General features: G+C 65.3%; 12 protein-coding genes. 6 read left to right on the top strand and 6 right to left on the bottom strand.

The annotated features are described in order from the left end of the window. Positions 1 to 51 precede the first annotated feature (51 nt). Entirely contained in the window at positions 52 to 1,596 is a 1,545-nt protein-coding gene (locus DYI42_RS16970; RefSeq protein ID WP_213547345.1) for an alkaline phosphatase D family protein, read from the bottom strand. A gap of 284 nt (positions 1,597 to 1,880) precedes the next feature. Here DYI42_RS16970 and tig point away from each other — a divergent pair, with 284 nt between their 5' ends. The 3 genes from tig to rsgA all read left to right on the top strand — a co-directional run bounded on the left by tig (position 1,881) and on the right by rsgA (position 5,371). Beyond that, the gene (gene tig / locus DYI42_RS16965; RefSeq protein WP_213547342.1) at positions 1,881 to 3,206 is read left to right on the top strand and encodes a trigger factor; all 1,326 of its coding nucleotides are present in this window, start codon (positions 1,881 to 1,883) and stop codon (positions 3,204 to 3,206) included. Positions 3,207 to 3,273: 67 nt separating this feature from the next. Continuing rightward, the gene (locus DYI42_RS16960; RefSeq protein WP_213547340.1) at positions 3,274 to 4,212 is read left to right on the top strand and encodes a hypothetical protein; all 939 of its coding nucleotides are present in this window, start codon (positions 3,274 to 3,276) and stop codon (positions 4,210 to 4,212) included. A 148-nt stretch (positions 4,213 to 4,360) separates the two neighbouring features. Continuing rightward, the gene (rsgA, locus tag DYI42_RS16955; RefSeq protein WP_342344679.1) at positions 4,361 to 5,371 is read left to right on the top strand and encodes a ribosome small subunit-dependent GTPase A; all 1,011 of its coding nucleotides are present in this window, start codon (positions 4,361 to 4,363) and stop codon (positions 5,369 to 5,371) included. Positions 5,372 to 5,399: 28 nt separating this feature from the next. Here the strand turns inward: rsgA and DYI42_RS16950 are convergent, their stop codons facing one another. Together DYI42_RS16950 and DYI42_RS16945 are read right to left on the bottom strand one after the other, a co-directional pair. Next, positions 5,400 to 7,349 (bottom strand): bifunctional 2',3'-cyclic-nucleotide 2'-phosphodiesterase/3'-nucleotidase, encoded by a 1,950-nt coding sequence (locus DYI42_RS16950; protein ID WP_213547338.1) that lies wholly within the window; start codon positions 7,347 to 7,349, stop codon positions 5,400 to 5,402. Between the two features lie 63 nt (positions 7,350 to 7,412). Further along, the gene (locus DYI42_RS16945) at positions 7,413 to 7,886 is read right to left on the bottom strand and encodes a lytic transglycosylase domain-containing protein (RefSeq protein WP_213547336.1); all 474 of its coding nucleotides are present in this window, start codon (positions 7,884 to 7,886) and stop codon (positions 7,413 to 7,415) included. Positions 7,887 to 8,040: 154 nt separating this feature from the next. Here DYI42_RS16945 and DYI42_RS16940 point away from each other — a divergent pair, with 154 nt between their 5' ends. Together DYI42_RS16940 and DYI42_RS16935 are read left to right on the top strand one after the other, a co-directional pair. After that, entirely contained in the window at positions 8,041 to 8,766 is a 726-nt protein-coding gene (locus DYI42_RS16940) for a hypothetical protein (RefSeq protein ID WP_213547334.1), read from the top strand. A gap of 135 nt (positions 8,767 to 8,901) precedes the next feature. After that, positions 8,902 to 9,672 carry a hypothetical protein gene (locus DYI42_RS16935; RefSeq protein ID WP_213547332.1) on the top strand — a complete coding sequence of 257 codons (771 nt, stop codon included), beginning with the start codon at positions 8,902 to 8,904 and terminating at the stop codon, positions 9,670 to 9,672. A gap of 196 nt (positions 9,673 to 9,868) precedes the next feature. Here DYI42_RS16935 and rplI read toward each other — a convergent pair whose 3' ends face one another. From rplI to rpsF, 3 genes are read right to left on the bottom strand one after another with little or no spacing between them, the layout of a single operon-like run. After that, positions 9,869 to 10,507: a 50S ribosomal protein L9 gene (gene rplI / locus DYI42_RS16930; protein ID WP_213547330.1), complete on the bottom strand. Its 639-nt coding sequence runs from the start codon at positions 10,505 to 10,507 to the stop codon at positions 9,869 to 9,871. Positions 10,508 to 10,519: 12 nt separating this feature from the next. After that, positions 10,520 to 10,747 carry a 30S ribosomal protein S18 gene (gene rpsR / locus DYI42_RS16925; protein WP_036700444.1) on the bottom strand — a complete coding sequence of 76 codons (228 nt, stop codon included), beginning with the start codon at positions 10,745 to 10,747 and terminating at the stop codon, positions 10,520 to 10,522. Positions 10,748 to 10,775: 28 nt separating this feature from the next. Next, positions 10,776 to 11,129 carry a 30S ribosomal protein S6 gene (rpsF, locus tag DYI42_RS16920; protein WP_213547327.1) on the bottom strand — a complete coding sequence of 118 codons (354 nt, stop codon included), beginning with the start codon at positions 11,127 to 11,129 and terminating at the stop codon, positions 10,776 to 10,778. Between the two features lie 291 nt (positions 11,130 to 11,420). On the opposite strand from rpsF, the gene DYI42_RS16915 reads away from it, so the two are divergent. Then, complete coding sequence (locus DYI42_RS16915; protein ID WP_213547326.1) at positions 11,421 to 11,963, top strand: hypothetical protein; 543 nt, start codon at positions 11,421 to 11,423, stop codon at positions 11,961 to 11,963. Positions 11,964 to 11,979 lie beyond the last annotated feature (16 nt).

Genomic DNA, 11,979 nt, shown 5'->3' with positions numbered 1-11,979 from the left:
GCTGAGGGAGGCGGGAGGGGCCCCGGGGGGCTCTCCCGCCTTGGCGCTTTGTCAGGCGCGCTCTGGGTCCAGCGTGGTGGACCAGAGCTCGGTGTCGGCGCGGTCCATCAGGCGGACGGTGAGCTGCTCGGTCGCGCCGTCGATCTCGACCAGCCCGAAGAATTGCAGCCCGGCGGAGGGGGGCAGGTTGGCCTGCCCGGCCTCGGGGGCCTTCACGTAGCGGACCTCGGGGCCGAAGGTCATATCCAGATCGTTCGGGCCGAAGGTGCCTGCGTGGATCGGGCCGGAGACAAACTCCCAGAAGGGGGCGAAATCCTGGAACTGGGCGCGGTCGGGGCTGTAGTGGTGGGCGGCGGTGTAATGCACGTCGGCGGTGAGCCAGACGGTGTTTTTGATCTCCGCCGCCTTGATGAAGCGCAGCAGCCCGGCGATCTCCAGCTCGCGGCCCTTGGCGGGGCCGTTGTCGCCATTGGCCACGGCTTCCTGCCCGCCGCCGACGACGAGGCCGATGGGCATGTCGGAGGCGATGACCTTCCAGGTGGCGCGGCTGTTCGTCAGCTCACGCTTGAGCCAGGCCATCTGCTCGGCGCCGAGGATGCGGCTTTCGTCAGTCAGCTCGTCCTGCATGTTATCGGTGTTGGGGCCACGATAGCTGCGCAGGTCGAGGAAGAAGATGTCGAGCATCGGACCGTAGCTGATCTTGCGATAGACACGGCCCGGCTCGGCGGGGGTGTAGCGGATTGGCGCCATCTCGTGGAAAGCCTGGGCGGCGCGGGCGGCCAGCACGTGGATATTTTTCTCCGAGTAGCGCTCGTCTTCCATGATCGAGCGGGAGGAGGACCAGTTGTTGATGACCTCGTGGTCATCCCACTGGAAGAAGGTGGGCACTTCGGCGTTCATCGCTAGCACGTGCTCGTCCATCATGTTGTAAAGCCACTGGCCGCGGTATTCGTCCAGCGTTTCGGCGACCTTGCGCTTGGCGTCGGTGTTGACCGTGTTGCGCCAGATCACGGCGCCGCTCTCGTCGGTCACCTCATCTTCGAGCGGGCCGTCGGCATAGATGGTGTCGCCGGAGTGCAGGAAGAAGTCGGGCTGGTGGGAGGCCATGGTGCGGTAGCAGGCCATGCCCTCTTCGTCGATGCCCCAGCCCTGACCGGCGGTGTCGCCCGACCATGCGAACTTGACCGAACGGCGCGAGCCCGGCGCGGTGCGGAAACGGCCCACCAGAGGCTCGGAGGTGGCGTTGACGTCAGAGAGGTCCATCGCGGTGAAGCGGTAGAAGATGTCCTGGTCGGCGGGCAGGCCCTCGACCAGCCGCTTAATGGCCATGTCGGAGCCGGGCAGGGCGTTCATCGGGGCGAGTTGACGGGCGTTGGAGAAGCTCTCGGTGGTGGCGACCTCCATCATCACCTTGGCGGGGCGGTCGGTGCGCGTCCAGATCATGCCGGACGACGCATTGACATCGCCGGACTGCACGCCGTGGGTGAAGAGCGGGCGCGACTGTGCGCGGGAGATCGCGGGCATGGCGAGGGTGGTGGCGAGGGCGGAGCCGCCGATCAGGAGGTTGCGGCGGGAAAGGGCTGTGAGCTTGGTCATGGCTGTCCTCTGGTCTGTGCTGGGGTGCCGGTGGGTGCGCGGGGCACGCTGCCGGGACGCTGCTTGGGACGGATGACGGGAGCGTGACCTGCGGTTCACAGTTTTCTGACGGCGCGCGCCTTCGGCGGCAGGCCGCCGGGCGTCGCCTGCCATGGCCAGCCTGCGCTGTGGGAATGTGGTTGCATCGGCGCAGTGCTGCACATACAAGGCGCCTGATTTGTCACCCCCTCGCAGCCGAGGGGGTTGCGGTGCTTATACGAGCTAATACGAAGAAGGATGCAGGAATGCAGGTCACCGAGACCCAGAACGAAGGCCTCAAGCGCGGCTACGAGATCACCATTCCGGCCAGTGAGCTGGACGCGAAGGTGACCGGCAAGCTGGAAGAAGCCCGCCCCGACGTGGAAATGAAGGGCTTCCGCAAGGGCAAGGTGCCGATGGCCCTGCTGAAGAAGCAATTCGGCCCGCGCCTTCTGGGCGAGGCGATGCAGGAAGCCATCGACGGTGCGATGGAGAAGCACTTCGAGGAGACCGGCGACCGCCCGGCGCTTCAGCCCGAGGTCAAGATGACCAACGAGGACTGGAAGGAAGGCGACGATGTTGTCGTTTCCATGTCTTACGAGGCGCTGCCCGAGATCCCGGATGTGGACCTGAAGGGCGTGAAGCTGGAGAAGCTCGTGGTCAAGGCCGACGACGAGGCTGTGACCGAGGCGCTGGAAGGGCTGGCCGATCAGGCCAAGACCTTCGAGACCAAGAAGGGCGCGGCCAAGGACGGCGACCAGGTTGTGATGGATTTCCTCGGCAAGGTCGACGGTGAGGCCTTCGAGGGCGGCGCGGCGGAAGACTTCCCGCTGACGCTGGGTTCGGGCCAGTTCATCCCCGGCTTCGAAGAGCAGCTGGTGGGCGTGAAGGCCGGGGACGAGAAGGACGTGGAAGTGTCCTTCCCCGAGGAGTACCAGGCCGAGCATCTCGCCGGGAAGGCTGCCGTCTTCGAGTGCAAGATCAAGGAAGTGAAGAAGCCCGCGAAGGCCAAGCTGGACGACGAGCTGGCCAAGCAGTACGGCGCCGACGACCTCGAAGCCCTGAAGGGCCAGATCAGCGAGCGGCTGGAAGCGGAATACGGCGGGGCCTCCCGCGCGGTGATGAAGCGCACCCTGCTGGACGAGCTGGACAAGCTGGTGGACTTCGAGCTGCCGCCGACCCTGCTGGAAGCCGAGGCCGGGCAGATCGCGCATCAGCTGTGGCACGAGGAAAACCCCGAGGTCGAGGGCCACGATCACCCCGAGATCGAGACCACCGAAGAGCACAAGAAGCTGGCCGCCCGCCGCGTGCGCCTTGGCCTGCTGCTCGCCGAGATGGGCCGCAAGAACGAGATCGAGGTGAGCGACGCCGAGATGACCCAGGCGATCATGGCGCAGGCGCGTCAGTATCCGGGGCAGGAGCGCGAGTTTTTCGAGTTCGTGAAGAACAACGGCCAGGTGCAGCAGCAGATGCGCGCGCCGATCTTTGAAGACAAGGTTGTGGATTACATCTTCGAGCTTGCCGAGGTTTCCGAGAAGGAAGTTTCTAAGGACGAGCTCAAAGAAGCCGTGGACAAGCTCGAAGACGAGTGAGTTTTGCCGGATTGATCTAGCGAAGGGCCGCCCGCTTGGGTGGCCCTTTTGCGTTGGAGGGGGCGGGATGGATTTTTTCGAGGCATTGACGGGGTTTGCCGAGGAGAGCCCGGAGCAGGTGCGGGCAAACCTCGTGGTGGAGGGCAGCGTTCTTCGCAGTCGGGTGAGCGGGCGGGTGATGCGGCCCGGTGTGCTGGAGCGCGTGACCAGCGCCGCGCTGGGGCCGGTGCCCGAGCGCGGGCGCAGCCGGTTTTCGCAGGTGGTTGGCGATGCGCAGGCGTTGCACATGGCCCATCCGGGCGCGCTGTTTCAGGTGGCCTCGCAGTTCAACCTGCTGGAGATGGTCGGGCCCAACGTGAGCCCGGCGGAGGGGATCACGCGCTACCAGTGGGATCGCACGCAGGGGCCGGCCTGTGCGATGGCCTGCGCCGCCGGGACGATCTGGCGGAACTACTTTGTGGAGCATGGTGGGGTTGTTGGCCAATGTGAGCGGCAGATTGACTGCCTTGCGCCGCTCGGGCGCGCGCTTGGCAATGAGGATGGGGCGCTTTGGGAGATGCGCAACGGCTATGCGCTGCCGCGGACGGGCGGGTTGGAAGCTGTGGAAGAGCGGCTGCGTGGGCGGTTTGACGACTACCGCGGGCTGCTGGAGGTGGGCTTGCAAAGCGACACGGAGGTGACGCTGGAGGGCGGCGGGCATCTGGTGCATCAGGTTTACTGCTCCGCCCTGCCGGTGGCCTATGGCGGTGACGGGCCATGGCAGCTTTTTGCCCGGCTGGTGTTGGAAGAGGCCTATGAGATCACGCTGGGACTGGCGGCAAGGCTGGAGGTGCCGGTGTTTTTGACGCTGCTGGGGGGCGGGGCTTTTGGCAATGAAACATGGTGGATCACCGAGGCGATGGGACGGGCGTTTCGGCTTTATGCCAACGCCGGGTTGGATGTGACCGTGGTCAGCTATGGGGTGCCAAACCGGGAAGTTGCGGTGCTGCTGGAAGAGTTCGGCTGAGGTTGACGCACTGGCGCGACGGGCGCGAGAGCGCTAAACCGAAGTATCCGGCCCGATTGGGGCGCGGACGGCGGGGAGTTGGCCCATTACACGCGACTATTCGCAGTTTCTGACGCCGCCGACGGGGGCGGGCAAGACGCAGGCTTCGGTGCTTCAGGGCCTCGGGTGGCGCAACTTCTTTGCGCAGCAGACCGATGCCGATGAGATGGCGAAGACGCCGCCGGTGCGGGTGACGCAGGTGCATCGCAACGGGTTGCATGTGGTGGGCGACGGCATTGATGAGCTGGTGCCACCCGGACCGGAGGCGACGGTGGGCGATTGGCTGATGCTGAACCGTGAGACCCCTGCGAAAAGCCGGGTGCTGGAGCGCACCAGCCTGATAAAGCGGCGGGCGGCGGGGCTTGAGCGGGCGGTGCAGATGATCGCGGCCAACCTCGACACGGCCTTCATCGTCACCTCCTGCAACCAGGATTTCAACATCGCGCGGCTGGAGCGCTACATCGCGCTGGCGATGGAGGCTGAGGTGGCGCCGGTGATCGTTCTGACCAAGCCTGACCTTGTGGACGACCCGGAGCGCTTTGCCGCGGAGGCGCGGACGATTTCCGACCGGGTGCCGGTGGTGGTGGTGAACGCCAAGAGCGAGGCCGTGGCCGAGACGCTGGCGGCGTGGTGCCGGCCGGGGCAGACGGTGGCCTTCATGGGGTCATCCGGCGTGGGCAAATCAACCCTGACCAACGCGCTTTCACAGGGCGCGGCTGTGGAGACCCAGGCGATCCGCGAGGATGACGCCAAGGGGCGGCACACGACGACGCGGCGGCAGCTGCATTTCGTGCCCGGCGGTTGCGCAGTGCTGGACACGCCAGGAATGCGCGAGCTTCAGATGACGGATGCGGAGGCAGGGATCGGCGATCTGTTCTCGGACCTTCGCGATCTGGGCGCGGAGTGCAAGTTCAGGGATTGCGCCCATGAGACGGAGCCGGGCTGCGCGGTGCTGGCGGCGCTGGAGCGCGGCGAGATTGATGCCGCGCGGATCAAGCGGTGGAAGAAGCTGGTGGCCGAAGAGCGGTTCAACTCCGAGAGCCTGTCGGAGCGGCGGATGCGCGACAAGTCGTTTGGCAAGATGGTGCGCAAGGTGGTGAAGAACAGCCGCAAGAAGTAGCGCCCCGCCGGAACGGGGCGCCAAGGGATCAGAGCGTGATGCGGAAGGCGGCGAAACCGTCGGCGCCGTCGCCTGCGGGTTCGATGGTGACGCCCTCCACGGACTCCGCGTAATCGGCGGCCTTTGGGCCGGTCTCGAAGATCACCGTGGTGCCTTCCATCGGCGCGAAGGTCCAGTTGGCATCGGCGGCGGGCGAGATCTCTCCCTTGTCGACGATGTAGCGCACGATCACGTCGCGGTTGGTGTCGGGGCCTTCGAAGATCACGGTGGAGCCATCGGCACCGGGGAAGCTGCCGCCGCCGGAGGCGCGGTAGTTGTTGGTGGCGACGACGAACTTCTGTTCCGGGTCAATGGGTTGCCCGTTGAACTGAAGGTTCCTGATGCGGTTGGCCTCCGGGTTTTCCAGTTCGCCCTTGGGGCCGTATTTCGACGGTTGCGACAGATCTATCTGGTAGGTGACCCCATCCATGACGTCGAAGTTGTAGCTGGGGAACTCGGGGTTCAGCAGCACCGCATCCTGGGCGCCGGGTTCGACCTGGTTGAACATGCCGGCCGAGCGCTCCAGCCAGTCCTTTACCTGTGCGCCTGTGATGGCGACGGCGCGGACGGTGTTGGGGTAGAGGTAGAGGTCGGCCACGTTCTTGATGGCGACGGCGCCGGGGGCGACATCGGTGTAATACTCGGGGCCGCCCCGGCCACCGGCCTTGAACGGCGCGGCGGCGGAGAGGATTGGCAGGCCCTCCCATTCGGTGCCCTGCATCATTTGCTCGATATACCAGGTCTGGGCGTTGCTCACGACCTGCACCGACGGATCGTCGGCCACCAGCGCGAAGTAGCTGTGGAGCGGCACGGCGGTGGTGCCGACGGCGCGGCGGACGTATTCCAGCGTGGCCTCGTGCTCGGCGCGCACACTTTCCAGCACGGCCTCGTCATCTTCGACCAGCGGGGTGATCGAGCGATCTTCGTTGCGCCTGGAGATCGGGCGCGCCTCGGAGCTGTGGCCGGTGACGCGCCAGCCGGCGCCGTCGCGCTCGAGCATCAGGTCGATCAGGGCGAGGTGGCTGCCCCAGAAGCCGGCCATGGCGGCGGGCTTGCCGTGGATGGTGCCGGCCTCGGCATCGACGGCGGCGAAATCGGCGTAGGTGGAGGAGGGGAAGACGAGGTGGCTGTGGCCGGTGAGGATGCAGTCGATCCCCTCGACGGCGGCCAGCGGGACGGAGGCGTTTTCCATCATCTCCGCCTCATCCGCGGAGCCGATGCCAGAGTGGGAGAGGGCGATGACGATGTCGGCACCTTTCTCTTTCATCTCGGGCACGAGGGCGCGGGCGGTGGCGACGATGTCGCGCGCCTCCACGTTGCCTTCGAGGTGCTTGCGATCCCAGTTCATGACCTGTGGCGGGACAAAGCCGATGATGCCGATCTTGATCGGATGCGCCTCGCCCGCGCCGTCGGTGAGCTCGCGCTCGAGGATGACGTAGGGCTCAAGCAAGGTTTCGGTGCTGCCGGGCTTGGTGATGTTGGCGCAGACCACCGGGTAGCCTGAGCCTGCCAGCGCCTTCATCAGGAATTCGAGGCCGTAGTTGAACTCGTGGTTGCCCAGCGTGGAGGCCTCGATGCCGACGGTGTTCATGGCGGTGATGACGGGGTGGCTGTCGCCCTCTTTCATGCCGCGCTCATAGGCGATGTAATCGCCCATCGGGTTGCCTTGGAGGAAGTCGCCATTGTCGAGCAGCAGCGAGTTGGTGGCCTCGGCGCGGATCTCGTTGACGATGGAGGCGGTGCGGGAGAGGCCGACGGTATCGACGGGTTTGTCGCTGTAATAGTCGTAGGGGTAGACGTGCACGTGCAGGTCGGTCGTTTCCATCAGCCGAAGGTGGGCCTGACCGGCGGCGGCGCGCAGCGAAAAGGGATGCAGGGCGATGAGCGAGCCTGCAGCGGTGGAGGCCAGAAAGCTGCGGCGGTTGAGGGTGATTGGCATGGGGGCGATCCTCTTGTGTTGGTCGTTGCCGCCGGTTTGGCCCGGCGTTGTAACGGGGGCATGTCAGCCGCGCAGCCCGGTCTCCTCGAGCAGACCAAGGCGCTTGGCTTCGTAATAATAGCCGCGAGCATACCACATGATCGCGCGGTCGATATCGCCGCCCGACACGATCCAGGCACCCTTGAGATACTTCCCGGCGTATTTCAGGTTGGTTTCGGCATCGAGCAACTCGGAGGGCGGGCCGCGATGGCCCATTGTGCGGGCGGTCTGGGGCAGCACCTGCATGAGGCCGTAATAGGGGCCGTTGCGGGCGCGGGGGTTGTGGGTGCTTTCGCGGATGCAGACCCGGTGGATCAGCTCGCGCGGGATGTCGTGGATCTCGGCGTACTTGTTGATCAACGCGCGCAGCTCCGGCGTTTCCTGCGGGTAGAGCGGCGGGTTGAAGCTGCCCTGGGAGCTGCGCTCGGGTTCGCGGCTCCCGCAGGCGGCGAGGGGCAGGGTGGCGAGCAGGGCGAGAACGGTGCGGCGAGTCGTCATGGCGCCAGATTGGCGCGGTGCCGCCGGATTGGCGAGGGGCTGGATGGAAACAGTGGGGATATTTGCCGAATATTGACCATTCATGCCCAACACTTGCCCCAATTGGCATGCTGGAATGGTCTCCGAAGCGACTCGCGTCAAAGGGGTAAGGCAGATGGCAACACACTGGAAGGTGGAAAGTTTCTTCAAGGCGACGCCGTGCGACAGCGGGGCCTATCTGGCGGAATGGCTGGCCGGGCAGAGCCAGGTGGTTTGGGCGCATGTCATTCGTGGATTGGATGGCCAGGACGGCACGCCGGAGGCGCGGGTGCTGGAATGGATGGTCGGGCGGCGCGAGCTGGATCGCTCCAACGCCGTGCGGCTGTTCTGGAGCCTGTTTGACGCGGAAGTATGGATGGGACGCCGCGAAGACGAGCGGCTCGCGGCCGCGATGGAGCGGCTGATCGAGCGGTTCGGGGCCGGGTTTTACACCGTTCAGGCGCTGGAGGTGACACGGGCCGAGGCGTTCTGCTTCCGCAAACGTCTGCGGCGTGCGCTACGGCGGGCCGCAGCCGAGGGTTGGGCTGAGGGCGCACGTCTTGACGTGCCTGCGGCGTTTACCCGTCGGATGCCGGGGCTGCCCATTATCGTGCAACCGCCGCTGCACCCGTCACGCGTGCTGACCGGCGAGATCCGCGAGGCGGCCGAGTGTCTCGGCACCGGGCTTCTTGTGGCGGGACGCGCGGTGATGAAGAGCCGCAAGCGCGAGGCCCTGGGCGGCTTGTGCAAACGCCTGGCGATTCAGGGCGCCTCGGTTGCGGGCATCTGCGGGGCCGGGCTGGGCGGCTGGCTCTATCTTCAGCAGGACATGCAGCAGATGCTGGCGATGGTGGGGTATTGAGGGGGTGGGTGCGCTGGCTGGCAGTGGGGGGTGGGTGCTGTTGCACGCCCTGTCCGCACACGTCCCTTTGTGCCCATTGACGTCAGCGCGGCGACCCTTCGTTCTGCATAGATCCAAGATGAGCTATCCGGTGGCATGAGCGTCAGTCCTTACGATCAACTTCCGGAAATCCCCACGATCAATGGCCTCTTCGTTAAGGCGGAGCGTGACGCGGTGGCGGCACGGTTTCGGGGGGCCTTTGCCGTGACGGCCGAGGACGAAAACGAGGTTTACGAGGTTTCGGGGGACGACGCCCGGATCGACCTTCACTTCGGTCCCGAGATGAACCGGTTCAAATCCGCGCCGCGTGACCTCGTGGACATTACGGAAAGGACGTTCGAGATTTCGGGGTTTGCACGCGTCTCTAAGGTGCGTTGCAACCCGTTGTGGACCTTCGTTGAGCAAGCCGTGCCGTTGGAGGGCGAGCAATACATCTTTGACGAATGGCTCGGCGTCCCCAGCATCGCCGTCTGGTCTCTCGACGGGATATGGGATGCATATGGAGCGCTTCACTACGGTGATGTCGAGGAAGCTCCCGCGATCAGGGAGGGGTTTTCCTATCATGAAGAGGGGGCCAACACACGCTGGGTCGAGTTGATCAGCAACGCGCATGACGGCACCTCATTCACGCGGCGCGGGCAGCCGATGTGGTTTGAAGACCCGTCTCACTACGAGGCGAAGAAGACGCGCGACCGCATGAGCCGGACGATCCTGTTCGAGATATTGGGAAAGCTCGGGGTTGATGCCGTTTCGGTATTTGGCCGCCGCGAGTTGGACGATCCGCTGTTCTACTCGACGCGGATCAGGGGCAGGAGCTGTGCAGGCTTCCAGGATGAACGGCGGCGGCTTGATGATATTCTGAGCTAGCGGCGTCACCCAAGTGCGGGGCCGCCGTGAGTCTCGGCAGGGTCGGCTGGGCTGACCTCTAAGACAAGTGCCTTGTGGACGCCGTCTCGGATATCGGTGGCGTGCGGGGCCGCGGCTTTCGGGTCCGGGGCATCCTGAAACAAAAAAGGCCGCCCCGGTTGGAGCGGCCTTTTCGTGTTTTCTTGCCTGTGAAAACTCAGTTGTTCTCTTCGTCGTCGCCTTCGGCTTCTTCCACCGCTTCTGCGGCGGGGGAGGGCTCGTCGCCGAAGTCTTCGTTTGCGGCCTGGCCGATGTCGTCGAAGAGTTCGGAGATTTCGAACTCGGCGGCGGCTTCTTCCTCGGCGGCGAGATCCTGGATGGATTTGCCGGAGGCCTGAAGCTCGGCTTCCTCGCTGGAGCGCGCGACGTTGAGGGTGATCTTCACTTCCACTTCGGGGTGAAGCACCACGTGCACATCGTGCAGGCCAAGCTCCTTGATCGGTGCGGCGAGCGCGACCTGGCGCTTGTCGACCGAGAACCCGGCCTCGGTGGCGGCGTCTGCGGCGTCACGGGGCGTGACGGAGCCGTAGAGCGAACCGGCGTCGGAGGCGGAGCGAATCACGATGAAGGTTTCGCCGTCGAGCTTTGCGCCCAGCGACTCGGCCTCTTTCTTCGTTTCCAGGTTCCGGGCCTCGAGCTGGGCCTTCTCGTTTTCGAAGCGGGCGATGTTGTCTTCGTTGGCACGCAGCGCCTTGCCCTGCGGGAGCAGGTAGTTGCGGGCGTAGCCTTCCTTGACGCTCACCACTTCGCCCATCTGGCCAAGTTTGGCGACGCGTTCGAGCAGGATGATATCCATGTCGGTCTCTCCTTACTTCACGGCGTAGGGCAGCAGGGCGAGGAAGCGGGCGCGCTTGATGGCGCGGGCCAGTTCACGCTGCTTCTTGGCCGAGACTGCGGTGATGCGGGAGGGCACGATCTTGCCGCGCTCGGAAATGTAGCGCTGGAGCAGACGGGTGTCCTTGTAGTCGATGGCGGGCGCGTTCTCACCGGAGAACGGGCAGACCTTGCGACGGCGGAAAAACGGTTTGGTAGCCATGGCTTACTGTCCTTTTCTCAGGTTTCGATCAACGGCGCTCGCGGCGGCTGTCCCGCTCGTCGCGCTTTTGCATCTGCACCGAGGGGCCCTCGGCGTGCTCGTCGACCTTGATGGTCAAAACGCGCATCACGTCGTCGTGCAGGCGCATCAGGCGCTCCATTTCCTGCACGGCGGGCGCGGGGGCCTCGGTGCGCAGGAAGGCGTAGTGCCCCTTGCGGTTCTTGTTGATCTTGTAGGCCATGGTCTTCACGCCCCAGTACTCGTGCTCGACGACCTTGCCGCCGTTGTCCCCGAGGACGGAGGAGAAGTGTTCGATCAGGCCTTCGGCCTGGGCGCCGGACAGATCCTGGCGCGAAATGAAGACATGCTCGTAGAGCGGCATGCGGCAGTTCCTTTTGTTTCGAGCGGGCTTCAAAGCCTGGGCAATGTCTCTTCGCGGCCCGGGCACGAGTGGCTCCGCTGTGAATAAGTGTGCGAAGAGATGCGGCCTTATACGCAAAGCGGCGGGCGATGCAACCCTGCCCGGGCCCGCGGGGCTGTTGCCCAAAGGACTCGGGGCGGGGAGAACCCGGCCTGCTGCCGAGTTTTTGCCTTAAACTCGGCGGGTTAACCGGCGAGATTGATCCTCAGAGCAGAAAAAGAACGACACAGCAAGCGAGAGGGACATCTGGCAATGGCGTCGATTGAAATGCACAAGACGGATATCCGTGCCGCCCTGCACTCAGCGGCGACGGGATTGCGCACCACCGAACGGGTCGGGGGATACGTGCTGTCGGAGGATGGCGAGATTGCGCCTGCGCGGGCGATGGGGCGGCTGATCGGGGTGAGCCTGATCCTTGCCGGGCTGGGCCTGCTGGCCTTGCCCGTGGTGGCCGGCGCGATTGGCAAGGCGATGGTGGCGGTGGCGCTGATTGCCTTTGGGGGCGCCTTGGTGATGCGCCCGGGAAAGACGCCGCGGATCGAGCTGGAGGTCGACCTCGAAAAGGGGCTGTTGCGCAAGCGCGAGCTGACCGCCGAGGGCGGCACACGGCTGGTGGCCCAGTGGAGCTTCGACGAGATTTCCGGGCTGGACGTGACGCAGGAAGCCGGGCGCGCGGTGCTGGTGCTGGAGGCGGGCAAGCGGCGCGGGCCGGTGCTGCGCGGGGCGCCGGAGGCGCTGGGGCAGGCGGCACGCCGGATTGGCGCAGACCTGTTGCGGAGCCGCGAGGTGGTGTGACGGCAGGCAGAGCCTG

This window comes from Vannielia litorea (assembly GCF_018424695.1).
GTDB lineage: Bacteria > Pseudomonadota > Alphaproteobacteria > Rhodobacterales > Rhodobacteraceae > Vannielia > Vannielia litorea_A.
The sequence above is the reverse complement of the archived record's forward strand: the minus strand, read 5'-3'. Positions and strand labels throughout refer to the sequence as shown.

What these genes read in the sequence shown, in the direction of transcription:
- DYI42_RS16970 (WP_213547345.1), bottom strand. Translation starts at nt 1,596, where the DNA reads ATGACCAAGCTCACAGCCCTTTCCCGCCGCAACCTCCTGATCGGCGGC.
- tig (WP_213547342.1), top strand. Translation starts at nt 1,881, where the DNA reads ATGCAGGTCACCGAGACCCAGAACGAAGGCCTCAAGCGCGGCTACGAG.
- DYI42_RS16960 (WP_213547340.1), top strand. Translation starts at nt 3,274, where the DNA reads ATGGATTTTTTCGAGGCATTGACGGGGTTTGCCGAGGAGAGCCCGGAG.
- DYI42_RS16950 (WP_213547338.1), bottom strand. Translation starts at nt 7,349, where the DNA reads ATGCCAATCACCCTCAACCGCCGCAGCTTTCTGGCCTCCACCGCTGCA.
- DYI42_RS16945 (WP_213547336.1), bottom strand. Translation starts at nt 7,886, where the DNA reads ATGACGACTCGCCGCACCGTTCTCGCCCTGCTCGCCACCCTGCCCCTC.
- DYI42_RS16940 (WP_213547334.1), top strand. Translation starts at nt 8,041, where the DNA reads ATGGCAACACACTGGAAGGTGGAAAGTTTCTTCAAGGCGACGCCGTGC.
- DYI42_RS16935 (WP_213547332.1), top strand. Translation starts at nt 8,902, where the DNA reads ATGAGCGTCAGTCCTTACGATCAACTTCCGGAAATCCCCACGATCAAT.
- rplI (WP_213547330.1), bottom strand. Translation starts at nt 10,507, where the DNA reads ATGGATATCATCCTGCTCGAACGCGTCGCCAAACTTGGCCAGATGGGC.
- rpsR (WP_036700444.1), bottom strand. Translation starts at nt 10,747, where the DNA reads ATGGCTACCAAACCGTTTTTCCGCCGTCGCAAGGTCTGCCCGTTCTCC.
- rpsF (WP_213547327.1), bottom strand. Translation starts at nt 11,129, where the DNA reads ATGCCGCTCTACGAGCATGTCTTCATTTCGCGCCAGGATCTGTCCGGC.
- DYI42_RS16915 (WP_213547326.1), top strand. Translation starts at nt 11,421, where the DNA reads ATGGCGTCGATTGAAATGCACAAGACGGATATCCGTGCCGCCCTGCAC.